Here is a 25,814-nt window from a genome sequence, read left to right as displayed (position 1 = left end):
GCTAATTATACACGGGTTGTGCTAGAATAGTGTCACCATTGTATGAACGGAGAAATGATTATGGAACGTCATTATCATAAATATCATCACAGTCGGTCAGCTGATCGGCAACCAGCACCAGCCGTCGCTGCAGTTGGCGACAGGATTCCGTTGACTATCCGTAAACTCGGGGTCAACGGTCAAGGGATCGGCTACTTTAAACACAAGGTGTGCTTTGTCCCCGGAGCCTTGCCTGGTGAAGTTGTGGTAGCCCAAGTAGCGCGCATTCATCCACATTACATGGAAGCCACTTTACACCGTATCCGCCGCCGTAGCTCACACCGGGTTCAGCCACATGATGCCTATGCCAACGTAGCCGGGGGCTTTGAGCTGGAAGACCTTGCCTACCCCGAACAGCTCAAGTTCAAACGGCAGGTTGTCCTCGACGCCCTGACTAAATTCCGGCCACGCGGCTACCGTAACTTCGACGTGCGCCCAACCATCGCAGCAGATCCACAGTATGGTTACCGCAATAAGGCCCAGTTCCAAGTTCGAATGGTCGCTGGCCACGTCGCTGCTGGTCTCTACAAGGCTAACAGCCACGACCTGGTTGATATGCCTACCTGTGAAGTGCAAATGCCAGGCACGATGCACGTCATGCGGACGCTCGTGCAGTTAATTGAACAGCTGGGTATCCCCGTCTTTGACGAGTCCAATAACAGCGGCATCATCAAAACCCTCGTCGTACGAGAATCGATGACCAACCAGAATTGCCAACTGACCATTATCACCAACACGCCAAAGCTGATCCACAAGCACCAGTTGCTGACGGAGATTGCGGATCAGCTGCCAGAAGTGACGTCCGTCATGCAAAACGTCAATCCAGGTGATACACCTTTAATTTGGGGTGACCAGATGATTCATCTAGCAGGAGACACCTACCTTACTGAATCATTGATGGGACTGGATTTTCAGCTCTCTGCCCGGTCGTTTTTACAGTTGAATCCCTACCAAACCGAACGCCTCTATGAAGAAGCTGCCAAAGCCCTCCAACTATCTCGTGACGACGTGCTAGTTGATGCTTATGCCGGTGTCGGCACCATTGGCCTTTCCCTCGCCAGTCGGGTTAAGCAGGTCTACGGGATGGAAACCATCGACGCAGCGGTCAAGGATGCTAACGCTAATGCGAAGTTAAACGAAATCGACAACGCTAGCTACGAGACCGGTAAAGCCGAAGATCTCTTACCCCAGTGGCAAGCCAACGACCGGCAATTCAACGCCCTCGTAGTTGATCCCCCACGGACAGGCCTCGACAATTCCTTGATCGATGCCATTCTTAAAGCACGACCAGCTAAATTGGCATATGTTTCTTGTGACATGGCCACCCTTGCACGCAACCTGGTTCGCCTCGGTCGAGCTTACCGTGTCGATTACATTCAACCCGTGGACATGATGCCACAGACGCCACGTTGCGAAGCCGTCGTTAAACTTTCGCTGCGTGAGCGCTGATCATTATGGTAGCGGCCCCAATTATGTTAAAATTGATAGTTGTAAACTATTAGGAGGTGCCGCATCCCAATGCAAAATCCGTTTAACAATATGAACGGTCAAAATGGCAATGACCCCAATAACCTCTTCAATCAATTGCCAGTTCCACCCAATTATGCCAAGATTCAAAACCAAAATGGTGAAATCAGAATCGCCAAAGTTGGTATTTCATGGACCACTTTTCTCTTTGGCCCGCTGCCAGCAGCCTTTCGTGGTGACTGGTATAACTTCTTTTTAATGCTGGTGTGGGATGCAATTTATGTGATGGCAGCCCGGCTGTTTAACCTCAGCTGGATGCTATCATTCCCGTGGCCATCAGCTGTTTTCACATTTATCTACAATATGATGTACTTCCGTCACCTTCTCGGTAGCAAGGGTTTCTTTGCCTCCGATAGTCGTTCAGAACAATTGCTAGCACGCGCTAACTACCTGCCACGCAGTTACAAACGACGCTATTCAGATGACGATGACAATAACAACAATAATTTCTTCTAACTCAAAAGGCTCTTAAGGCGTCAGCAATTGATACCTTAAGAGCCCTTTTGCAACACAAAAACCGCCTTGGGTTTTCACCTAAGACGGTTTTTGGTATTAAGCTAAACGCTTATACACAAGGTTAGGAAACAGGGTGATTCAACGTACTCATTCCTGGACGCCAAGTCTTATAACCCTGGTAGTCCGCCGTGTGCAGAAGCTTGTTTGCATTCTCAACACGATCTTCGGTTGGTGTTTCGACACCTTCCAAGCGATATGGAATGCCAAGCTTGTGATACTTTGGAACCCCTAGAGTGTGGTAAGGCAGCACTTCAAACTTCTCAACGTTGCGCAGGTGTTCTTTTACCCATGCACCAGTTTGTTTCAAGTACTCGTCATTGTCCGTAATTCCTGGAACCAATACGTGGCGAATCCAGACTGGCTTACCAATATCTGAGAGATACTGGCACATGTCCAAAATGTTCTCATTTGGCCAACCAGTAAGTTTGCGGTGTTCTTCTGAATTGATATGTTTGATATCAACCAGGAGGATATCAGTAACGTCCATCAATTCCTTAAATTTACTGAACCAAGGTTCTTCACGAGTAAATGGATGTCCACAAGTATCCAAACACGTACTGATACCTAATTTCTTGCATTGCTTAAATAAGTCAATCGCGAAATCAACTTGCAGAAGAATTTCACCACCAGAGCAGGTAATCCCACCTTGGTCACCCCAGAATTTCCGGTAAGGTAAGGCTTGATCGACAATCTCCTTGGCGGTCTTCTTCTCACCAACACCGATCTTCCAAGTGTCCGGGTTCTGACAATACTTACATCTCATATTGCATCCCTGGACGAACACAACAAACCGGATACCAGGGCCATCGACAGCCCCAAAACTATCTGTCGAGTGGATGAAACCCTCGACTGTTCCGTCCTTTGTGGTCGGGACGCCTGCTAATGGTTCACTCATTCTGCCACCTGCTTCCTAATTAATTCTCTTGTCACTCGTTGATTACCAATTAAACTACATACGAGTGTGGTAAGTACGAGCAATAACGTCGTCTTGTTGCTCTTTGGTCAAGTCGGCGAAGTATACACAGTAACCAGATACACGGATGGTCAGTGATGGGTAGTTCTCTGGGTGCTTCTGAGCATCAATCAGAGTGTCACGGTTGATGACATTGATGTTCAGGTGGTGACCCATGTTGTCCATGTAACCGTCAATCATGTGTACCAGCGTGTCGCACTTAGCGTCCATGTCATGACCAATTGACTGTGGAGTCAAGTGGAAGGTGTTGGAAATACCGTCAGTTGCGTATTGGTATGGCAACTTAGCAACTGAAAGCAGTGATGCAAGGGCACCACTTTCATCGGCACCGTATGATGGGTTAGCACCAGGTGCAAATGGCTTACCAGCCTTCCGGCCGTCAGGAGTAGTACCAGTGTTCTTACCATAAACAACGTTAGAGGTAATAGTAAGAACAGAAGTAGTAAGACGAGACTTAGCTCCGCCGTAAAGGTGGTGCTTCTTCATGTCAGTGTAGAGTTGCTTTACAAGCCATACGGCAATTGAGTCTACACGGTCATCGTTGTTCCCGTAACGAGGGAAGTCCTTGTCAGCCTTGAAGTCAACGGCAATGCCGTCTTCGTTCCGAATAACCTTAACATGGCCATACTTGATAGCTGAGATGGAGTCCGCAGCGTGTGACAGACCGGCAATACCAGTAGCGAAACTGTATTGCAAATCAGTGTTCTTCAGAGCCATCTGAGCTGATTCGTAGTAGTACTTGTCGTGCATGAAGTGAATAACGTTCAGAGCGTTTACGTAAACATCAGCCAGCCAGTCCATCATGTCCGTGAACTTGTCCATGAATTCGTCGTAGTCGATGTATTCTGAAGTAATTGGCTTGAACTTAGGACCTACTTGCATGCCAGTCCGTTCATCCTTACCACCGTTGATGGCGTAAAGAACAGCCTTAGCCAAGTTAGCACGTGCACCGAAGTATTGAGAACCAGTAGCAATTGGTTGTGCAGATACACAGCAAGCAATGCCATAGTAGTCAGTGCCCCAGGTCTTAACCATCAGGTCGTCGTTTTCGTATTGAATAGTTGAACTTTCAACAGATACACTAGCAGCGTACTTCTTCCAACTTTCTGGGAGACGATCACTCCAGAGCAGCGTGATGTTTGGTTCTGGAGCTGGGCCCATGTTGTGCAGAGTGTTCAGGAACCGGTAAGCCGTCTTAGTAATGTGGTGACGGCCGTCCAAGCCCATGCCACCGAGTGACAGGGTTGCCCAAATTGGGTTACCAGAGAACAGCTGGTCGTAAGTGTTAGTCCGCATGAAGCAAACCATCCGCAGTTTCATCGTGAATTGGTCGATCAGTTCCTGAGCTTCCTTTTCAGTCAGGACGCCGTTCTTAAGGTCACGTTCAATGAAGATATCGATGAATGTGTCGATACGACCAATTGACATTGCGGCACCGTTTTGTTGCTTGATAGCAGCCAGGTAACCGAAGTACAGCCATTGAATAGCGTCATGAGCGTTAGTAGCTGGCTTGGAAATGTCGTAGCCGTATTGCTTTGCCATGATCTTCATGTCCTTGAGGGCACGAATTTGGTCTGACAGGTGTTCACGCATTGCGATAACATCTTCAGTCATTTCACGGTCGCCATAGTTGTTGAGGTCATTTTGTTTTTCAGCAATCAGACGGTCAATACCGTAAAGGGCAACACGTGGGAAGTCGGCAATGATCCGGCCACGTGCATATGCGTCTGGAAGACCAGTGATAACCTTGTTGTGACGTGCCAGACGAAGTTCGTGAGTATATGCGTCAAAGACACCTTGGTTGTGGGTCTTGCAAAGATGTTCGAAAACGTAGTCCGTTGTTGGGTCAATTTCGAAGCCGTTTTCTTCCAGAGCTTGCTTTGCCATCCGAATACCACCAAATGGCATCAGAGCACGCTTCAGTGGCTTGTCAGTTTGCAAACCAACAATCTTTTCCAGTGGCTTGTCCAGATAGCCAGGTTTGAGTGAAGTAATAGTAGAAACTCTCTTAGTATCAGCGTCCAGTGGGCCACCGTGCTTACGTTCCTTCAGCTTCAGGTCCATCAGTTTGTCGTTCAGTTTAGTAGTAGCGTCCGTTGGGCCTTCCAGGAATGATTGGTCACCATTGTATTGGGTGAAGTTGTCTTGGATGAATTCACGAATGTTAATTTCATTCTTCCAACGTGAGCCTTTAAAGCCTGCCCAAGCATCACTAATGTCTTCCTTGGTAATAGGATCTACTTTTGTTTCAGTAGCCATAATGTAGCCTCCTTGGCTTAATGCCATAACAACTTAAAAAGATACTTGTGAAACATCTCTTAAGTGAAATACAACTGGGCTGAGTAATGAATTCATTTAATTAGCCTACACCTGTATACTACACCAAATTGCGACAAAATGTAAGCGCTTTTGCGTAAAACGATTCTAAATTATAGAGATTAGGCCCTCAAAGTCCCGTTGTTATGCGCTTTCAAAACGAAAAATTAATTTTTCCTGTTCTTTTAATGATAATATTTTTTAAACACTATGTTGATTCTGTGCCATTATTAGACCATTGTAATTTGATAACGCTTTACTATATTTATAACGGGTTATATAATGAAATTGTGAATATTTTTGCAATATATTTGCAGCTTATTCTTACTTATTAGTGTTTATATGTTTTCTGCAAGAAACGAGGTATGTAGCATGGCCAATAAGAAGATTTTTGCTTTTAGTATTCGTAAGGATGAAGAACCATACGTTAAAGAATGGGACGAAAGCCATCCTGACATTGATGTCGAATACACTAACGAACTGTTGACTCCTGAAACCGCCGCTAAGGCTAAGGGAGCTGACGGTGTTGTTGTTTACCAACAACTAGATTACAAGGCTGACACCCTGCAGGCCTTGGCAGACTTAGGCATTACTAAGATGTCACTGCGTAACGTTGGTGTTGATAACATCGACATGGATAAAGCAAAGGAACTTGGTTTCCAAATTACTAACGTTCCTGTTTACTCACCAGATGCTATTGCTGAACACGCTGCCATCCAGACCGCACGGATTCTCCGTCAAACTAAGGTAATGGATGACAAGGTTGCTAAGGGTGACCTGCGTTGGGCACCAACCATTGGCCGTGAAGTTCGTGACCAAGTTGTCGGTGTTGTTGGTACTGGTCACATTGGCCGTGTTTACATGAAGATTATGGAAGGCTTTGGTGCTAAGGTCATCGCTTACGACCCATTTGAAAACCCAGAGCTGAAGAAGCAAGGCTACTACGAAAAGACCGTTGACGATCTGTACAAGAAGGCCGACGTTATTTCACTTCACGTTCCAGCAATGAAGGAAAACGTCCACATGATCAATGACAAGACCATCGCTGAAATGAAAGACAACGTTGTTCTGGTTAACTGCTCACGTGGTGCTTTGGTTGACACTGACGCCGTTATCAAGGGCTTGGACAGCGGCAAGATCTTTGGCTTCGTCATGGACACTTACGAAGACGAAGTTGGTATCTTCAACGCAGACTGGCGTAACAAGAAGTTCCCTGACGATCGTCTCTGGGATCTGATTCACCGTTCAAACGTTCTTGTAACTCCACACACCGCCTTCTACACTACCCATGCCGTACGCAACATGGTTATCAAGGCCTTTGACAACAACGAAGAACTGATTGACGGTAAGAAAGCCGACACACCTGTTAAGGTTGGCTAAATCATAATAAGTTAATTAATTTAGTGATACCCCCATAGTTGGCTTTTTACCCAGCTATGGGGGTTTGCTTTCAGTACCTCAATCTTGTTCATTAGAAAACAATTAGAAAAATCTTCAATTATTTTAAAAAAGTTCTTTACATCAAGCTCTTTTGGTTGTATATTCTTTGTCATAATCAAAAAGGGAGGGCTTTATGATGAGATATGATCTAGATTACTATTCAGTTGACCACATGCGCCACCAGTTAGAACACCTTAGTGAAAAGCACGATTCCATTAAGTCAAATATCAGTGAACGCCAAATCAAAGAAGTCTTCGACCTTTTCAACAAACACTATCACGATCGGATTACCGAAATTGATAAGCTTATGAAAGATCAAGTATTTGGCGACATGGACTTAACTTACATTCGCCAAGAAAGCCGTTTTATCAACTACGTCTACAAGGCAAACAGTACTTATCTGAAGAATACTAAGCGTCGTGTTGAAGAAATTTACGATTACGAATTGCTGAACATCACCGGTGACTTCGTCGAATCATACGATGACATGGCTGACCAAATCATCGATGAAACATTCAAGCAACTGAATAACATGACTGATGCGATCGACAACGCCTACAAGGTCATCATGAACAAGGAAAAGATCGACCTGGAGCTGCTGCCGGAAATCTAAACTTAAATCAAACTAAAAAGCGGATAGGGAATCATGATTCCCTATCCGCTTTTTGTCATATATAGACACACTAAAACCGGGCTGGACGAATCCAGTCCGGTTTTAGTCGTTTCCTTACTAGGAAGAACAGGAATGTTTAATCCTAAACTGCTGGTTCTACAGCTTAGAATTCATCAATCAACAGCTGACGAATTTCAGCCAGTGATGGTTGCCGTGGGTTGACAGGCGTGCATTGGTCGTTGTAGACGTTGTCAATCATAGTTGGCAGTGCTGCATCGAATTCCTTCTTAGTAACACCGTTAGCAGAAAGCTTCGGTACAACATTGACAGAAGCCATCAGCTGATCGATCTTGTCACAAAGGGCTTCAACCAGTTCAGCATCAGTGTTGCCCTTGCAACCAACAGCCTTAGCGATCTGTGCGTAGTCGTGTTGGCCACGGTATACTTCGTAACGTGGGAATGGGTTACGCTTTACGGCACCCGTCTTAGCGTTGAAGCGTACAACGTGAGTCATAGCGATAGAAATTGCCAAACCGTGTGGCAGACCGAAGGCACCACCAGTCTTGTGGGCCAGTGAGTGGTTCATACCTAAGAAGGCGTTAGCGAATGCCATCCCAGCCAGGGTAGCAGCGTAGTGCATCTTCTCACGAGCCTTTTCACCCTTTTCAGTTGGGTGCTTTGGATCGTAGTCATATGAATCCTTCAGGTACTTGAAGACTAACTTAGCAGCCTGCAGTGACCATGGACGAGTGAATTCGGAAGCCATAACTGATACGTATGATTCCATGGCGTGACTCAGAACGTCCAGACCAGTCCATGACAGCGTCCGCTTTGGAACAGTCATAACGAATTCTGGGTCAACAATAGCTACATCTGGAGTCAGTTCGTAGTCAGTAAGTGGGTACTTAACGTCAGTCTTGTCATCAGTGATAACTGAGTAAGGCGTTACTTCTGAACCAGTACCAGAAGTTGATGGGATACAAATCAGCTTAGTTGCCTTTGGCTTCTGGAACTTAACGGTACGCTTACGGATATCCAAGAACTTCTGTTGCAGACGAAGGAAGAGGTCACTGATCTTGTCGTGGTCTTCCAAGAAGCCTGGTTCTTGGTTAAGTGAGTATTCGTACATGTAACGAGAAATCTTAGCAGCATCAAGGGCAGAACCACCACCGATAGCGATAATGGTGTCAGGCTTGAATGCGGCAATCTTCTGGGCGATTTCCATACCTTGACTCAGAGGCGGGTTAGGCTTGATGTCACCGTATACCCGGTAGTTAACCGGTGTAGTACGTGCGTCCAGTTGATCCTCCAGCTTCTTAACAAAGCCAAATTCAACCATCCCTGGGTCAGCAACAATGAATACACGGTGCATTTCTTCGTAGCTGTCCCGCAGGTATGAAATAGCATTCTTTTCGTAGTAAATCCGTTGTGGCAGCCGGATCCATTGAGGCCGGTTACGCCGCTTTGCAACGGTCTTGACATTCAGTAAGTCCTGAGTTGATAAGTTGTGTGACAATGAATTCTTCCCCCATGATCCGGTTCCAAGCGTCAAACTAGAGCGAAGAGCGTCGGTGTAAACGTCACCAATGCCACCAATACTGTCAGGCTGGTTGACCAGTACACGTGCTGCGTCAACCTTCTCGGCGTATTCCTTAACGAATGGGTCATTCATAGAGCCAATTTGGATAGCGGCGTTGTGGCCGGCACCTTGGTAGTGCAACAGTTTTTCAATGATACGGCAACCGTCTTCACGGTCTGAAGCCTTGTAAACAGAAAGCAGTGGAGAAAGCTTTTCGGATGAAAGTTTTTCACCAATGTTCTTTGGATCAAGTTCGAACAGCAGAACGTCCTTTCCTTCTGGCAGCTTTGCGCCAGCGTGTTCAGCAATCCAACGAGCAGGCTTCCCGGCAACTGGGCCGTTAACACCGTGCTTGTCATTGAATACGAAGTCTTCGTACTTCTTGTATTCACTCTTTGGAACAAGGTAGGCACCGTGTTCCTGCATCTTCTTCATCCATTCATCGTAAACCGGAGCTTCAACAACGGCTGAGTTTTCAGTAGCACAAATCAAACTGTTGTCGAAACGCTTGGACAGAAGCATATCTTCAACGGCACGGTCGATCTTAGCCGTGTGGTCAACGAATTCAGCACCGTTACCAGGACCAACACCCATTGATGGGTTACCTGAAGTCAATGCGGCGTGAACCATGCTTGGACCACCAGTAGCCAGGATAGCGGCAATCTTAGGGTTGCGCATCAGAGCAGTGGTCTTAGCCAGTGATGGCTTTTCAATCCAAAGAACACAGTCCTTTGGGGCACCAGCCTTAATAGCTGCATCGTAGCAAATCTGAGCAGCTTCAACAGAACATTTCTGTGCTTGCGGGTGGAACCCGAAGATAATCGTGTTCCGAGTCTTCAAAGAAATCAGAATCTTGAACATCGTCGTTGAGGTTGGGTTAGTAACTGGAACAACACCAGCTAATACACCCAGTGGAGCGGCAATCTTAATTTGACCTAAAACAGGGTCTTCGCCGATAACGCCAACCGTCTTGTCATCCTTAATGGAATGGTAACAGTTTTCACTAGCGAACCGGTTCTTCGTATCCTTATCTTCAACAACCCCACGTTGGGTTTCGTCAACAGCTGCGTGTGCCAGACGAAGTGAAGCTTCACACCCAGCAGTAGCAACAGCTTGAACGATCTTGTCAACCTGAGCTTGTGAATAAGTAGCAAATTTAGCTTCAGCTGCAAGTGAACGCTTAACTAATCCGTCAATATATTCGCGAGCAGCTTTTTCTTCTGCATCCTTTTCTGCTTGTGTTGGCCGTGCTTTAGCGGTCTTACTATTCTTATCCATCTGCTAATGTCCTCCTATCAACAAACGACCTTTACTTCGTGAACCAATTCTCATTATAGACCGTATCTCGATAATTACAATAGATAAATGAACTTTTTCACAAAATTATTTGCGTTTTATGTCCATTTGAAAATCTTTTATTTAAGCGTAAGTAAGCGGTTTCCATAAGAAAATTGTTTATCTGTCAATTACCCATTTAGGCTAATATAATGCACTCGTTCACAGTCATTTTATAAATAATATTGTGTAAAATTATAGCAATCAGCCACTTTGTTAACTGGATAACATGCCACAATGGGACAAAATACTCTGAATGTCTTAATCAATAAGCGAACATATGCACATTATGTGAAGAATATAGAAAATCCCGCTCCTGAGCATTCAAGTCAGGAACGGGATTAATTGAATTGTGTTACTTAGTTGGCATGAGCGTCAGACCATGCTTGCGGATCCTTGCGCCATTCGTGAAGCGACTGCAATTCATCATGGTTGACCAGGTTGTGGTCTTCAGCCGTTTCAATCAAAGTAGTGTAGTTAGTAACTGAGTGGTATGTCAGACCAGCATCTTTGAAGTTCTGGTCAGCGATCGGCAACTGGTAAGTGAAGACGGAAATCACGCCGATGACATCGCCGCCCTCTTTGCGGACAGCCTTGACAGCCTTCAGCACACTGCCACCAGTGGAGAGCAAGTCGTCGATAACAACAACTTTCTGACCTTTCTTGAAGACACCTTCGATTTGCTTGCCACGGCCGTGGTCCTTCGGTTTCGAACGAACGTAAAGCATCGGCAGATGCAGGTCTTCAGCAACCCAAGCTGCGTGTGGAATTCCGGCGGTTGCCACCCCCGCAACTGCTTCGGCTTCGGGGTAGAAATGCTTGATTAAAGCACTCATCCCCTGATGGATGTGTCCCCGCACATCTGGATAAGAGATGGTCAACCGGTTGTCAGTATAGATTGGTGAATGCAGGCCACTAGCCCAGGTAAAAGGCTTGCTTGGTTGCAACGAAACCGCCTTGATGTTTAACAAGTCATGAGCAACCTGCTTGGCAGCTGCTTTGCCATGATCACCGTTGAGAAAGGCGTCGCGGATTTCCTGGTAAGCGGCAACCGGATTATCTGCCCGGGTAATCGGCCGGCCAACGACAATACCGTTGCTGCCGAGGTCATGGGCCTGAGCTGGTGTCACAACCCGCTTTTGGTCATCATTAGTCTGTGCCGGGTTGGGACGAATTCCCGGCGTGATGCAAAGGAAATCAGGGCCGGTCACTTGGCGAATTGCCCGAACTTCCTGGGCCGAGCAAATGACGCCAGGCAGCCCACAGATTTCAGCCAAGTGGGCGTAGTTCTGCACAGATTTAATCAATGGAAGGTCAACGTGCTGTTCATTGTGCAGGACGTTTTCGTCGATTGATGTCAACTGGGTAATTGCCAGCAACTTAGGGGTTGGCTGGCCAGCTTCTTTAGCACCCTCAGTCAATCCTTTGAGGCCGGCCTTCAACATGGCACTGCCACCAGCTGCCTGAATAGTAGTAAATTCAACACCCATCTTACCAATGGCGTGCATTGCCCGCATCACCGTGTTCGGAATATCGTGTGCCTTCAGATCGAGGAAGATCTTGAAGCCGCGTTTCTTTGCTTCTTCAACAATTGATGGGCCAAAACTGTAGTAAAGCTCCATCCCAATCTTAACGATCGGCTGAGTTGATTTATCAGCAGCCAGTTCGTCAAACAGTTGCAAAGCCTCGTCTTTCGTAGCGACATCAATCGCAACAATCGGTTCAAAACGCATTAGAATCGTACCTCCCATAAGTCTGTGAGCTTCTTCACACCATAATAATCCATTACTGCCGGCAAGTTAGCGATGATCTTCGGAATAGCCAGCGGATCGTGGAAGCTAGCGGAGCCGACTTCCACGGCATTAGCACCAGCCATCATCATTTCAAGCACGTCTTCGGCAGACTCAACACCACCGACACCGATAATTGGAATGTGTGATACCGAGCGTACCTGGTGGATCATCCGCAGAGCGATTGGCTTAATGGCGTGACCAGAAAGACCACCAGTGACGTTACTCAGCATTGGCTTGCGGGTCCGCAGGTTAATGGCCAATCCCGTCAGCGTGTTGATCATCGTCAAACCGCTAGCACCACCGCGTTCAGCAGCCTGGGCGATCGGCACAATGTTAGTGATATTTGGCGTCAGCTTGACGTAAAGCGGCACCTTGGAGACAGCAACACATTCCTTAGTCAAGCGTTCGACGACTTCAGGATCAGTCCCCATTGCCAGACCACCGTGTTTGACGTTCGGGCACGACACGTTCAATTCAATTGCGCTGACGTAAGGGGAAGCAGACATCCGCTTGACGACTTCAACGTATTCTTCTTCGGAGAAACCAGCGGCACTACCGATGACCGGCAGATTCGGGTAATGCTTGCCCAACCAAGGCAACTTAGTAGCAACCACGTCGTCAACCCCGGTGTTGTTGAGCCCGTTAGCGTTCAGCCACCCAGCGGTCGTGTTGCAGGTCCGTGGCTTCGGGTTGCCAGCGCGGGCATGTAGCGTCGTCGATTTGATGACCAGTGAACCTAAAAGATTGAGATTGTAGTTTTTGGCAATTTCCTGACCGTACCAGCAGCACCCACTCGACGGGATCACTGGGTTTTTCAGCTTCAATCCTGGCAATTCCACTGCCAAACGATTGTTTTCCATGATGAACTTCCCTTCTAAAAAAAGCACTAGTTCGCTCATTTGGGCAAACTAATGCTTTTGATTGCAAATATCAAATTGCAATGTGCACCGTTATGCCCTCACAGGAGCGATTTAAATGGCGACAAGATTAATCGATTGAAATGCCTTCGTGGCCATCGTATTCTTCGACGGCAACATGAACCGTTTCATTAGTAGAGGTTGGAATGTTTTTACCAACAAAGTCTGGACGAATTGGCAGCTCACGGTGGCCCCGGTCAACCAGGACAGCCAGTGAGATCCGCTTTGGACGGCCGAGATCCATCAATGCATCGAGGGCAGCCCGGACGGTCCGACCGGTAAAGAGAACATCATCGACCAGGATGACGTGCTTGTCGGAAATGTCGACGCCCAGGTCCGTCGTCTTAACTTCGGGATCGCGTTGGCGGTCAGGAACGTGGCGGTCATCACGGTAAAGGGTGATGTCCAGCGAAGCAACCGGCACATCGACGTTTTCCAACTGCTTCATCCGCTTAGCAAGACGTTTAGCTAAGTAAACACCACGCGTCTTGATGCCAACGAACACCAGGTTTTCAACACCCTTATTTTGTTCAATAATTTCGTAGGTAATCCGTGTCAACGCCCGCTGCATACTAGATCCGTCTACAATTTCATGAGCCATGCCATTCACTCCTTAGTTTGTAAAACAAAACACACCTCAAGCCCTGGCGGTCGAAGGTGTGTTACTACTTGTATCCGTTTCCTTCTCAGCCTCACTGGACTAACTTAAAGGTCTTTAGACTTAGTTTAAACGTCTCGAATTGCTAAGTCAATACTGGGATAACGGCAATAGCCGAACTTTTCCAACTTATCCGATAATTCGGTAATCAACCAAGTCCTTTTGTTTTTGCCGATCAAAGAGCAGGTCAACTGCCTGGGCACCCATCTGACGTGGTAGCAGGTCCACCTTGATCACATCCGGCAAAACCATCCCAATTAGCCGCGAATTATTAAAGCACAGCATCGGCATTGGCCGGAAACAGTGGAGGCGCTGGCTAGCACTGATGAAGCGGACCAGCAAAACATCATCCGCCCCGATCAGACCGTCAATGGCTGGATCAGCTGTCATCATACTTTGCACTTTATCACTATTCCCCCACTGGCTAAAGACCTGGGGTGTCAGTCCATGCTCTTTCATCACCTGGCGATAACCGGCTTCACGCCGCTGTTCAAATGGATAATCATTGTCGGAGCGAATGAACAGGGGGTGCTGAATCCCCGTTTTTAGCAGGCGTTCAGTAGCCGCCATCCCCGCCGCAACGTTGTCACTATCGACAAAGCGGTCACGGCCTTCTGCACGCGGGTGGCCGATGACAACGTAGTTCAGGCCCTGCTGACGCAGGTAGTCAGTCACCGGGCCATTTTCAATTGCGTAGAAGATCAGGAAGTTTTTCACTCGTGATTGCTCCGCCAACGACTTGACCTGAACCAGCAGTTGATCCATCTGTGACGCAATCGTGATCGCCATCGTGTAATGATGTGGCCGCAGTGCCTTGCTGATTCCCCGCATCAGGTCGAGATGGAAGGGATCCGCCGGCGCATCTTCACCCGTTACCGGCATCACGAGCCCCACCATGTTGGCTTCCCCGCGCGTGAGGTTACGCGCACTATCATTAGGAACGTATTTTAATTCGGCAGCAATCTTATGAATCCGTTGCCGCGTAGCGACGGAGATCCGCGGATTATCATTCATCGCTCGCGAAGCCGTAGATACCGATACTCCCGCTTCCCTCGCAATGTCTTTGATCGTTGTCACAATTGCCACCTTCCTTTCTATTAAAACAGTTTATCATAGCTATTTGGGCTTTTGCAACCGCTTGCATAAAAGCACAACAAAAAAGTCCGTGACCTAAATCACGGGCTCAATTTCTATTTCCTTATTCTGCATCCTTCCATGGGTCATGGAGAATGATGGTCTGATCACGGTCAGGACCAACAGATACAGTTGCCAGCTTCGTTTGGGCCAGCTCTTCAATCCGGTGAAGGTAGTTCTGAGCGTTCTTTGGTAAGTCTTCGAACTTCTTAACCTTGGTGATGTCTTCGTCCCAACCAGGCATCTCTTCGTAGATCGGCTTGCAACGGTCCAGTTCGCTCAGGCTAGCTGGGTAGTAGTCGATCTTTTTGCCATCGAGTTCGTAGGCCTTGCAGATCTTGACGGTCTTGAAGCCAGACAGGACATCCAGCAGGTTCAGACTCAGCCAAGTCATTCCGTCTGCCCGGCGTGCGTGACGCATTGCCACGGAGTCGAACCAGCCGATGCGCCGTGGCCGGTGGGTAACAACACCGTATTCATTACCCTTTTCACGAATGCTATCGCCGATTTCATCGTGGAGTTCAGTCGGGAATGGACCGGAACCAACACGGGTGCAGTAGGCCTTGCAAATACCGACGATCGTCTGCAGCTTGTTAGGACCCACCCCGGCACCGGTAGCGGCACCACCGGCAGCTGGGTTAGATGAAGTGACGTATGGGTAAGTCCCTTCATCCAGGTCGAGCATCGTCCCTTGAGCGCCTTCAAAGAGGACCTTCTTGTCAGCGTCCAGTGCGTTGTTAACTAACAGTGAAGTGTCGGTAACGTATTTCCGTAATTCGTTGGCGTAGCCGATGTATTCGTTGAAGATTTCGTCAAACTGAAGTGGTTCTTTTCCATAAACCTTGGTGATGATCTTGTTCTTCAAAGCCAGGTTGTGCTTCAGCTTAGCAGCGAAGGTATCGTGTTCGAGCAGATCGCACATCCGAATACCGATCCGCGCCGCCTTATCCATATAAGTAGGACCAATGCCCCGCTTCGTGGTACCAACGGCGTTAGCACCCTTGGCTTCTTCTTCGTATTGGTCCAAGGCGATGTGGTATGGCATCGTGATGTGAGCCCGGTTAGAAATCCGCAATCCGGTGGTATCAATACCGTTGCCACTTAAGTAGTGAATTTCTTGCAGTAAGGCCTTCGGGTTAATAACAACCCCGTTACCAATTACGGCTTGCTTATGAGCACCGAAGATCCCAGACGGAACCAGGCGCAAAGCATACTTCTTACCTTCAAAAACGATTGAGTGGCCAGCGTTGTTGCCACCCTGAGAACGGACAACAACATCAGCTTTCTGACTCAGGTAATCGGTCATCTTACCTTTCCCTTCATCGCCCCACTGACTGCCAACAATCACGACTGCTGTCATTAGATTCACCTCATTAAATTATCTGCAGCACATACTTACCTTCACAGTTTACTCAATAAACGAACAATAATCAATACATGGCGAACAAATTTTAGGGTGTTATTTTCTATTGTACGGTTTTACCACCGAATATTTTTTGTTGACGAAAGAGAGATCTTTGACCATAATATGTTGGGTGTTGTTCAAGCATGAAAAGGAGGACAATATGCAAACATTTGATTTCGATGACGTGCAACTCGTGCCAAACGAATGTATCATCAAGAGCCGGAAAGAAGCGGACACCAGTGTCCAGTTTGGACCACGGCGTTTCAAGATCCCCGTCCGGCCAACATGGCTAGTGTGATTAACGAGGATTTAGCTATGTGGCTTGCCAAGAACGGCTACTATTACGTGATGCATCGCTTCGAACCCGAAACCCGGAAAGATTTCATCAAAGACATGCATAAGCACGGCCTCTTTGCTTAAATTTCGGTCGGTATTAAAGACAGTGAATACGACTTCATTGATCAACTAAAAGCCGAACAATTAAACCCAGAATACATCACCATCGATGTCGCACATGGCCACTCCATTTACGTCATCAAGATGATCAAATATATCAAAAAGCAGCTGCCTAATGCTTTCCTGACAGCTGGTAACGTGGCTACTCCCGAAGCTGTTCGTGACCTGGAAAACGCCGGTGCAGATGCTACCAAAGTTGGGGTTGGTCCTGGTAAGGCCTGCATCACTAAACTGAAGACAGGCTTTGGGACTGGTGGCTGGCAACTGTCAGCGGTTCGTCTGTGCAGCAAGGCTGCTTCCAAACCGATCATCGCTGACGGCGGTGTCCGTCACAATGGCGATATCGCTAAATGCGTCCGCTTCGGCGCTTCAATGGTCATGATCGGTTCCATGTTGGCTGGTCACCTGGAATCACCAGGCAACGTCATCACCCTTGATGGCAAGCGCTACAAGCAATACTGGGGCTCCGCTTCAGAAATCCAGAAGGGTGCCTACCGCAACGTCGAAGGCAAGCAAATGCTTGTGCCGTATCGCGGCTCGATCAAAGATACCCTGGATGAAATGCAGCAGGACCTCCAGTCATCGATTTCCTATGCCGGTGGCCGCGACCTGATGTCCATCCGTAAGGTTGATTACGTGATCGTCAAGAACTCCATTATGGATGGGGACGACTAAGATTTGAGCTAATAAAGTCTTCAGGATCTCGGTTATTTATACTTAATCAACTAAAAAGACTTCTCACGGAGTAATGCCGCGGGAAGTCTTTTGCTATTTTAATGAAAACTCAATCCCAACAACGAAATAATCACGTAGGTCATCCCCGACGCGATCACGGGGCCAGCTGCCACCCCTTTCAGGAAGACAACACCCAGAATCGTTCCGAAGACGAGGGCCACCGTCACCTGAGGAACCGCGGCCAGCTGGTTAACGCCATACTTAGACAGCACGGCAACCAGGATCCCACAAGCCACTGCGATCCAACCCGCCGGCATCCGGAAGGCCTGCCAGAGGTCCTTAAAGGTGATCTGACCAGTCGCGATTGGGATCAGAATGGCGATGGAAATGATCGTCACGCCCCAGTTAATTCCCTTGGCCTGAATGACTGGAAACCACTGGCGGGTGTAAGGAATCAGTTTGAGGGCCATCACAACGACACTGGCAATCACCAGTGACATATTCTTACCGATTGCGGCAACCACTAACACGAGAGCTAAAAAAAGCCAACTTTGCATAATTAACCTCACTATTGAATTTCTACTTGCTGCTTTGTTTGAACCAGGTACAAGAACTTATGAATTGGTTGGGCCTGGACCTTGTCGGACCCGATCTGAGATCCAGCCGTAATCTGGTGCAGCGCTTCTTCATAGAGCCTCAGTTGACCACCATAGGCGTCGATCATCCGTTGCTGGAATTCCTCATCAGACTCCCCGCGGTGCATCCGGTCCGTCTTGTAATCAAAGAGGTACGTCTGTCCCGCCACTGTCAGGTAACCGTCAATGATCCCGTGAATTAGGACGTTGCCGTCATCCTGACTCAGTCCCTGAAATAATTGGTCGGCATTGATCAACATGGAAAATGGCGCTTCACGGTGAACATCACCCGCGTTCTGCAGGACCAGCTGGCCAACCGGCGTCTGGTAAAATTCAACGATCCCGTCCACGTTGATCCGCGACGCAATCTGATCACTCGCGATCAGCTGTTGGGCTCGCAGCCGATTAATCGTCTCTTGCACTAACTGCTTGTCCATTTTGCCCCGGTTCAGCGGCAACTTCTGAAAGACCAGGTGCGTCGCCGTACCGACCAAGGTTGCACTCGGCGCTGCCGTGGCGGCTTTGGCAAATTGCGGTGTCGCAAAGTTGGTGGGCAGATCCTGCTTTTGATCTGTTCCCGCATCAGCAGTCAGTGCTTCTCGTTTCTGGAAACGCAGCGGAGCCATCTCACCGGTATCGTTATCGGCAATGTTAACCATCTGCCGAATCCCAGAAACGGCTTGGTAGGCATTGGTTACCGTCGCAATGGAATGCAAATAGTTATTGACGCTCTGGTCAGCCGGATCGTTGCGAAAGGCAATCGTCTGCTGCAGGCGCGACTGGAAGGCCGCATCTACGGGAGTCGGTTTAGTCTGGACTTGCTCATCCCCTTGTTTGGCCATGGCATCCAGTCGAGCGTCGACGTCCGCCTGGTTCATCTTAACCATCTTAAAGTGGGTCGGGCTGAGCTGGAGATCACTAGCTGGCTCACGATCTGTCAGTTCACCGTCCCAAGCCTGCGGATCAAAGTCCTGATAACGTGCCAAGCACATCCCCAGCCAATCGAGGAAAGAACTAGCCTGCAACCGCAAGCTCGCCGGTAGAACACGCTGGTTATCACTCGCCGCTGCCGCCCAATGGCTCCACAAAGTCTTGATGGGCCGCTGCTGGGTCTCGTTGATTGATCCCGTAATGATCAAGCGTTGCTCAGCCCGCGTCAAGGCAACGTAGAGGATTCGCATGTCTTCAGCCCGTTCACGGCGCAAGGTTTCGGTACCAATCAGTTCCTGCTGAGGTAGACTGTACTGCACTTGCGGATCGCTGAGTTGGAGGGGCGCCGAATCATCATTTCCCTGATCATCCTTTCCCGGCAGGCGGTCCACCACGGAAATGCCAATCCCGGCATAGGCATCGATCTTCGTTGCACTCGTCTCTTTCCGGAAACCATGGTTAGTATCGACCAGAAAGACTACCGGAAATTCCAAACCCTTACTACCGTGGATCGTCATTACGTTCACCATGTTCGGGGCCGTCTTAGTGACAGCTTGGCCGATGTCTTCGTCGCGCTTCTGTAGCTGTGTGATGAAACGGATGAATTGGTACAACCCTTGGTAGCCATTCTCTTCGTATTGATTGGCACGCTGGTAGAGCGCATGCAGGTTTGCTAGACGCTGCTCCCCACCAGGCATCGCACCGAAGTAATCCAGCAGGGCCGTATCCTTATAGATCTGCCAGATTAAGTCGCCAATCGACCGTCGCTGCGCTACCCCGCGCCATTGCCGCAATTGATCTAGAAAGTGCTTGGCCTTATCCTGCAGACTAGCGACGGCACTCACGTTATCAAAGCCCGTCCCATCAGCTAACAAGACGAAATCATCAGCATCAGTGGCAACAAAATTCTTCAAAGCCGAATAGTAGTCGACGTGGCGCTGACTGATCCGTACGTAGGCCATCTCCGGCTCGGTCATGTTGACGATTGGTGAACGCAGCACGGCGGCCAACGGAATGTCCTGGTATGGATTATCAATTAACCGCAACAAATCCAGCATCAGTCTTACTTCATTGGACTGGAAGTAATTGCGGACGTCGCTGACGGTCACGGGAATCCCCAGCTGGCCAAATTGGTTGACGATTTCATTATTAACCGCCTTGGTGCGTGACAGGATGGCAATGTCACCAAAACCAACGGGACGTTCGGCGCCCAGCTGACCATCATAAATCTTGTCGTGCCCGACCATCTGGAGGATGCGGGCTCCCACCATGCGGACTTCACCGGTCATCTTATCGGGTTCGGGGGCCGCGTCCTTGGCCAACCGATCCGCAGATGAATCTTCTTCTGTTGTCTGCTGGGCGGACTGCCTGTTGGCTGATGCTTGCTCGGTCGCTCCATCCGAATCAGAAACATCATTGGCATCGTAGAGCATCAGCTCTGTCGGTGCGGCATGGTCAGGGTACCAACTGGCCGCAAACTGCAGGTGGGCTTCATCATCGTAGTCCATCTCGCCAAAGCCTTGGTCCATCAACTGCTCAAAGATGGCGTTGGTCAGACTAGTGACGTTCTTCATCGAACGGAAATTTTCCTTCAATGTCAGTAACTCCCCGTCCTGAGGCTGACGTTGGTAGCGGTCAGCCCGCTTCAGGAAAAGTGACGGGTCCGCTTGACGGAAACGGTAGATCGATTGTTTGACATCCCCCACCATGAAGAGGTGGTTGTAGTCCTTAGTTTTCAGGCCGCCGATGATCGTGTCCTGCAACTGGTTAGTATCCTGGTACTCATCGACCATAATCTCCCGGTAACGGTGGTGCAGCTCATCCTGGGCTTGGTGCCCCGCTTCCGTATCAGTCGTCATAATCTGGTAGGTCAGGTGTTCCAGGTCACCAAAGTCGAGCAGGTGGCGCTTTTCTTTGATCTGCTGGTAACGCTGCCGGTATTCCCATGTCACGTCCGCTAACTTCTTCACCAACGTTGCTGCGATCCCGGAGAGGTGAACGAGCTGCTGGTTATTCAAAGTAAAGTAGTGGCTAGCCAGCGATTTGACCGCCTTTTTGCCCTCGTCACGTGCTCCCTGCATCTGTTTGAGCAGGGCTTTGTCGTCACCAAAATCTTCTTTAATTTTCTTAGTGAAGGTCTTCCACTTCAAATTGCCAAAAGCAGCCGTCAGTTCATCCCAAGAATCATCCTTCAACTGATCCGCAATCGCTTGAACCTGTGCTGCATCATGGGCAATCAAGCTATGGTATGCCGGCCAACTATCGGCACTCTGGTCTTCTAATAGGTCGTAGCGATGGATAATGTCCTGCAGGCGTTCCTGCAGATAGGGACGCAATTGCTGTTGGTAGAAGTCACTCTCGGTAAATTCCTGACTCGTCAGCTGGTAACTGTCTGCTAGACCAACCAGCCAGCTTTTAGGATCAGCCTTGGCACTAGCTTCTTGATCGAGTTTTTGCACCACTTCGTAGAGCTGATCATCATTGCGGTCACCAGCAAAATTGATCACCAACCGTTCGAAGAGCCGCTTGGCAGGGTCCTTTTGGGCGGCGTCACTGGTGTACTCCTCTTCTGAAAGATCATCCCAGGCCTGGTTCTGCAAGAGCGTCGTCTCGGTGTCATCGTTGACCAAACGGTATTGCGGGTCGAGGTTGATCACGTAGTAATAACGGCGAATGACCTGCTGGCAAAAGGCATCGATCGTGCTGATATCTGCCAAAGAAACCCGGTCTGCTTGACGCTGCAAGCGTTGTTCCGAGCTGGCCTGCAGCTGGTCACGAATCTTGTCGCGCATATGCTGGGCAGCATCGCGAGTAAAGGTCACCAGCAAAAAATCGTCGATGTTGAGGTCGGGATCATCACGCAACAATTGCAGAACCCGTTCCACCAGTACCGTCGTTTTCCCTGAACCAGCAGAGGCGGAAACCAGTATATCCTTTCCACGGCTATCGATAACTTTCTGCTGACGTGGCGTGTAGTTAGTCTTTGCCATTTTCCTGATCCTCCCTTAGTTGATTCATCAGTGTTTCTTCGTCCGTTGGCAGGTCGTGGTAGCAATCTTGGTCCAGGACGTCATCGAAATGGAAGACGTCACCGTAGTCCGAATAATCTAGGCCGGTTTGCCGCTGATTGCCGCTAATCTTCCGGAATGGTTCCAAGCGGTCATCACCATTCAAAATCCGCTGTCCCGCTTTCCGCATTAGAGCAACGTTTTCTTTCAGTAGCTGGTCAAAGAGTGCTGGTTCCAGCAATACTGACCCGCTCTTGGCTTTGAGTGTCTTCTTTGTCTTATAGCTGTTAAAGAACAGATTGGGCACGCTGGCGTCCTGGCCACTGCTCAATTCGTCCAGGAACGGTTGGGCTTCTTGGAGAATGCCGTGATAGGCATAATTTTTGGTTAGGAAACTGCTGAGCTTAAGCTGGGGATACTTAAAACGTGGCTTGCTCAAGTGCAAGAAATTGGCTCCCCCAACTTTTGCTCTTTGTCCATCCAGCAAAATAGCTTCGTTGCGAGGATCGTTCAACACGTTGAGGTAGGCCAACAGTTGCAGCTCGATCCCGCCGAGGGCATCTGCCAATTCAAATTTACGGTTGCCAGACTTGTAGTCAACCACGGTCAGGTAATCATCCGTCAGTTGCTTGGCTGGATCTTTACGCAGCAGGTCGATTCGGTCGATCCGTCCACGGAGGTAGAGTTCCGCGCGCTGTCCCAAATCAATTCGCAGCGGCCGCAGCGACTGGTTCTCGTCTTCGTCACGGCTAGCATTCGGCCCAAATGATTGTTCCGTCACCAGCGGTACGGCGTTGGTTCCCAGTGACTGACGCCACAATACCCGGGCCATTGTCTGAATCATTGCGTCGAGTTGCTGCACCTGGAAGTTGACACGCTGGTGTTTTTGGCGGTAGTTATCCAGCCCTGGCTGTTGTTGAATGGCGAAACGACTAGCTTGGTGGGCGTAGTGGTGCACGTCGTCGGCAGACAACTTGGCTAGTTGGTTTTGCGGAACCAGGTGAATGAACTGGGCCAGGCCATCGTGGAAGAAGGTTCCGGCATTATCGCTAGCAATTTCCATCTCCTGGCGTTTCTTCAATCCCAGCCCATATTGCAGGAAGTATTGGTAAGGGTTGCGATAGAAGGTTTCTAACTGTGAAATGGAGCCCCGCAAACGCAGTACACCATCCCGGTCACGGCGTCCGTATAATTTCTGGGCCAGTGCTGCCGGCAAAGACTGCGGGTCATTATGGTAATAGAGGCCTGCCGCGCCTTTCTGATAGCCTGCTGTCTGCGTCGTTGCCAAGGCCCGATCCACTGCCTGCCAAGCCGGGCTGAGTAACAACCGATCCTGCGCCAATGAAGAATGGCGTTGTTGGTGCACGCTTTGCTGATTTTCTTTGGCCGTTCTCAGTACGCGCATCACAACCCCGGCCGTCATCGTCGGACTGCCGATAAATGGCATTACTTCTGCCGACTCGTCCGCTGGTTGCGGAGCGAATGGCTGGTCGTTCTTTAGCGACTGATTCTCTTCGTCCCAACAACCGAAGGCTCGCGCCAGTGCGACCATGTAAGGTGATATGGCCAGTCCCGTCTTATCATCGGCGTTATCGGTTGTCGGTGCGGTCATCATCAACCCTTCCGTTCCCGAAAGCATGGCGATGTAGGCGATAAAGGGTTCGTTGCGCAGACGCAAAATTCCCGTGGTCGGCAGGTATTTGCCTTCCGCAACGCCCTTATTGATGAGTTGCCGTTCTGCATCATTGAGTAAACCAGTAGCCTTCTTGGCCTCCGGCATCACATCTTCAGTGGCTCCGATAATAATGGTGATCTTGCGCTCATTAGTTTGCGTAATTCCCATTTCGGAAACCATCACTTGGTCCAGCGTCGAAGGAATCTGTGAGTAATCCGCCACTGCCAGGCCGTTGGTCAGAATTTGACCAAAGTCAGTAGCCGTTACGTCCTGATCCTGGCCCATGATGTCGACGTATTCATCCAGCAGCTTACACAGCTCTTCCCATACCTGGTGCGGTTGTTCAGCGGCGGCCTGGTCACCATTTTGGCGATCCAATTGGGCCCACCGACTGAGCTGTCGCGTTACCTGGGCTTTGTCATTCAAAAAATTGTACAAAACCAGTGCCAACGACCGGCCATCTTTAGCTTGATCCATCGCCTTAAACAGTGGTCGCAACAGGGACGTCACAAAGCGTTTGACGGTATTGATGGCAAAGTTGTTTTCTTTGGTCAACCGGGTAAGCTGATCGTCATCTTCTGTCACCGGTACCTGGTAATCAACGCCCTTGACCGGTCGGCCATCTTCATAAGACCAGTTATAGTTGCTCGTCCAGTCACTAGCAACAATCCCGTTAGCCAGGCACCAGTTCTCGGTTTGGTAAACCATGTTCATGAAGCGAGTGCGCGTCAGTTCATTACCATCTAAGTCTTGCCGACCATAAGGAAAGAGCAAGCCCGTTTTCAGCAGGCCCATCACATTATTGGTTTGAAAGCCTGCTTCTTTAAGTTCAAATAATTCCTGAATCAGCGTTACTAGCGGGTACTTGTTCATCCGCTTTTCGTGGTCGTTAAAGGCCGGAATCCCGGCTGCCGCAAAAATTGGCTCGATCACGTTAGCGTATTTGTCCAAATGGCGGGTCAGTACCAGGAAATCACGAAAACGGTACTGACCACTCGCCACCAGCTGACGAATTTGGTTGGCCACCCGCTGCACTTCAGCAAGCCGCGTCGGTGCAGTAAAGAACTTGACGTGTGCTGGCAGCTGCATTGGTTGAACAGGTCGACCAAAGTGAGCAGCAGCCTTCATCACAGCCTCTACATCTTGCAGATCTTGGCTTACTCGCGGATGGACTGCTGCAACGTCGGCCTTCAATTGGACATCGGATTGGGCTTTAGCAAAGTTAACTAACTGTGCATACTGGTTTCCCGCTTCATAGTAGAGGTCATGATTTGCCGGCAGCTTACCATTGCGGTAGGGCCGGTCCAACACCATGGCAATGCTCGTACTAGCGGCATTGACAATCATCTTTCTAACCACTAAGTATTCGTTCGCTGTGAACTGGGCAAAACGATCGAAGTAAAAATGGGTATGGGAAAAATCATGTTGATCCAGGTAAGTCGCTAACTGCTGGTAGGTGTTGCTGGCAGCTAGATAACCCCCTGTCACCTGGTTGAAGTGCTCATAAACATCAGCAATCACCTGGAGTTTAGCCGCCTGATTTATGTGCACGCCCGAATTTTGATCAGCAGATCCATGGAGTAACTGATCTGCCACTTGCCGCAAATCATCAGGATTGATGTTGGCCATCTGTAACTGCTGAACCTGCTGAGTTAAATTAGCAACGAATCCCGGGCGTTTAACTTCACCAGCGTAAATACCCATTTGAGCCTGACGAGACTGCACCAACTTAGTCATCATCATCGTTGCACCGACATTGCTCAATCGTGGTGCCTGATAAGCTGCTGTATCACGCAATAAGTACCAGGCAAGCCGGGTCAAAGATAAGACTTGAACGCGAGATTGGGCATAGATTCCTGACCCGCCTAATTGGGCCTGCAGATGTTTGAGGACACTGATTTCACTGGCAAATTTAATGTGGTTCGGCACTAAATAAAAAAAGCGGTCGTGAGGGTGGGCACGCAACTGCTCTGCTAGCTGACGAACTAGCTCTCGCTGGTGGTCCTTGCTGGCCTCACCAAGGATAAAATTAAGGCTTCCCATGACGATCCCTCCGGAAAATTAATACTATTCTATTTTATACGTTTGCGGGGTGAGATGCACCCACCTGACTGCACGTTAGTATTTGTGTTTCACGTGAAACATCTCAGGGACTTTGCATTTAGCAATATCAATCACTACTTGTGAAAG

The 25,814-nt window shown here is 49.0% G+C and carries 15 protein-coding genes and 2 pseudogenes; 5 read left to right on the top strand and 12 right to left on the bottom strand.

Features of this window, described 5'->3' with window-relative positions; all coding sequences use genetic code 11:
- Positions 1 to 42: 42 nt before the first annotated feature.
- On the top strand, positions 43 to 1,488 hold the full coding sequence (gene rlmD / locus AB3114_RS01610) for a 23S rRNA (uracil(1939)-C(5))-methyltransferase RlmD (RefSeq protein WP_367341511.1): 1,446 nt from the start codon (positions 43 to 45) through the stop codon (positions 1,486 to 1,488).
- A 69-nt stretch (positions 1,489 to 1,557) separates the two neighbouring features.
- Positions 1,558 to 2,022 carry a hypothetical protein gene (locus tag AB3114_RS01605; protein ID WP_367341510.1) on the top strand — a complete coding sequence of 155 codons (465 nt, stop codon included), beginning with the start codon at positions 1,558 to 1,560 and terminating at the stop codon, positions 2,020 to 2,022.
- 121 nt (positions 2,023 to 2,143) lie between these two features.
- On the opposite strand, the gene pflA is transcribed toward AB3114_RS01605, so the two are convergent.
- Together pflA and pflB are read right to left on the bottom strand one after the other, a co-directional pair.
- Positions 2,144 to 2,977 (bottom strand): pyruvate formate-lyase-activating protein, encoded by an 834-nt coding sequence (pflA, locus tag AB3114_RS01600; protein WP_367341509.1) that lies wholly within the window; start codon positions 2,975 to 2,977, stop codon positions 2,144 to 2,146.
- A 54-nt stretch (positions 2,978 to 3,031) separates the two neighbouring features.
- The gene (pflB, locus tag AB3114_RS01595; RefSeq protein ID WP_367341508.1) at positions 3,032 to 5,314 is read right to left on the bottom strand and encodes a formate C-acetyltransferase; all 2,283 of its coding nucleotides are present in this window, start codon (positions 5,312 to 5,314) and stop codon (positions 3,032 to 3,034) included.
- 429 nt (positions 5,315 to 5,743) lie between these two features.
- On the opposite strand from pflB, the gene AB3114_RS01590 reads away from it, so the two are divergent.
- Together AB3114_RS01590 and AB3114_RS01585 are read left to right on the top strand one after the other, a co-directional pair.
- The gene (locus AB3114_RS01590) at positions 5,744 to 6,751 is read left to right on the top strand and encodes a D-2-hydroxyacid dehydrogenase (protein ID WP_367341507.1); all 1,008 of its coding nucleotides are present in this window, start codon (positions 5,744 to 5,746) and stop codon (positions 6,749 to 6,751) included.
- Between the two features lie 196 nt (positions 6,752 to 6,947).
- Positions 6,948 to 7,424: a hypothetical protein gene (locus AB3114_RS01585; RefSeq protein ID WP_367341506.1), complete on the top strand. Its 477-nt coding sequence runs from the start codon at positions 6,948 to 6,950 to the stop codon at positions 7,422 to 7,424.
- Between the two features lie 163 nt (positions 7,425 to 7,587).
- Here the strand turns inward: AB3114_RS01585 and adhE are convergent, their stop codons facing one another.
- The 7 genes and pseudogenes from adhE to AB3114_RS01550 form a co-directional block, all read right to left on the bottom strand.
- A complete protein-coding gene (adhE, locus tag AB3114_RS01580; RefSeq protein WP_367341505.1) occupies positions 7,588 to 10,281 on the bottom strand; it encodes a bifunctional acetaldehyde-CoA/alcohol dehydrogenase in 2,694 nt (897 codons plus the stop codon).
- A gap of 416 nt (positions 10,282 to 10,697) precedes the next feature.
- Positions 10,698 to 11,309, bottom strand: a complete 612-nt coding sequence (pyrE, locus tag AB3114_RS01575) for an orotate phosphoribosyltransferase (RefSeq protein WP_367341592.1) — start codon at positions 11,307 to 11,309, stop codon at positions 10,698 to 10,700.
- A gap of 27 nt (positions 11,310 to 11,336) precedes the next feature.
- Positions 11,337 to 12,089 (bottom strand): annotated as a pseudogene (gene pyrF, locus AB3114_RS01570) (orotidine-5'-phosphate decarboxylase); the annotation flags it as partial.
- On the bottom strand, positions 12,071 to 12,994 hold the full coding sequence (locus AB3114_RS01565; RefSeq protein ID WP_367341591.1) for a dihydroorotate dehydrogenase: 924 nt from the start codon (positions 12,992 to 12,994) through the stop codon (positions 12,071 to 12,073). The pseudogene pyrF and the gene AB3114_RS01565, both read right to left, overlap by 19 nt.
- A gap of 124 nt (positions 12,995 to 13,118) precedes the next feature.
- Positions 13,119 to 13,649: a bifunctional pyr operon transcriptional regulator/uracil phosphoribosyltransferase PyrR gene (gene pyrR, locus AB3114_RS01560; RefSeq protein WP_367341504.1), complete on the bottom strand. Its 531-nt coding sequence runs from the start codon at positions 13,647 to 13,649 to the stop codon at positions 13,119 to 13,121.
- A 186-nt stretch (positions 13,650 to 13,835) separates the two neighbouring features.
- Positions 13,836 to 14,783, bottom strand: coding sequence for a LacI family DNA-binding transcriptional regulator (locus tag AB3114_RS01555; RefSeq protein ID WP_367341503.1), 948 nt, complete (start codon positions 14,781 to 14,783; stop codon positions 13,836 to 13,838).
- A 121-nt stretch (positions 14,784 to 14,904) separates the two neighbouring features.
- Positions 14,905 to 16,200: an adenylosuccinate synthase gene (locus AB3114_RS01550; RefSeq protein ID WP_367341502.1), complete on the bottom strand. Its 1,296-nt coding sequence runs from the start codon at positions 16,198 to 16,200 to the stop codon at positions 14,905 to 14,907.
- Between the two features lie 205 nt (positions 16,201 to 16,405).
- Here AB3114_RS01550 and AB3114_RS01545 point away from each other — a divergent pair.
- A pseudogene (locus AB3114_RS01545) lies at positions 16,406 to 17,376 on the top strand (GMP reductase).
- Positions 17,377 to 17,474: 98 nt separating this feature from the next.
- Here AB3114_RS01545 and AB3114_RS01540 read toward each other — a convergent pair.
- The 3 genes from AB3114_RS01540 to AB3114_RS01530 are packed head-to-tail and all read right to left on the bottom strand — an operon-like array spanning position 17,475 to position 25,667.
- Complete coding sequence (locus AB3114_RS01540) at positions 17,475 to 17,933, bottom strand: DUF441 domain-containing protein (RefSeq protein WP_367341501.1); 459 nt, start codon at positions 17,931 to 17,933, stop codon at positions 17,475 to 17,477.
- Positions 17,934 to 17,944: 11 nt separating this feature from the next.
- On the bottom strand, positions 17,945 to 21,931 hold the full coding sequence (addA, locus tag AB3114_RS01535; protein ID WP_367341500.1) for a helicase-exonuclease AddAB subunit AddA: 3,987 nt from the start codon (positions 21,929 to 21,931) through the stop codon (positions 17,945 to 17,947).
- Positions 21,918 to 25,667: a PD-(D/E)XK nuclease family protein gene (locus AB3114_RS01530; protein WP_367341499.1), complete on the bottom strand. Its 3,750-nt coding sequence runs from the start codon at positions 25,665 to 25,667 to the stop codon at positions 21,918 to 21,920. The genes addA and AB3114_RS01530 overlap by 14 nt, the downstream gene beginning before the upstream one ends.
- Between the last annotated feature and the right edge of the window lie 147 nt (positions 25,668 to 25,814).

This window comes from Limosilactobacillus sp. (assembly GCF_040772465.1).
Classification (GTDB): domain Bacteria; phylum Bacillota; class Bacilli; order Lactobacillales; family Lactobacillaceae; genus Limosilactobacillus.
The sequence above is the reverse complement of the archived record's forward strand: the minus strand, read 5'-3'. Positions and strand labels throughout refer to the sequence as shown.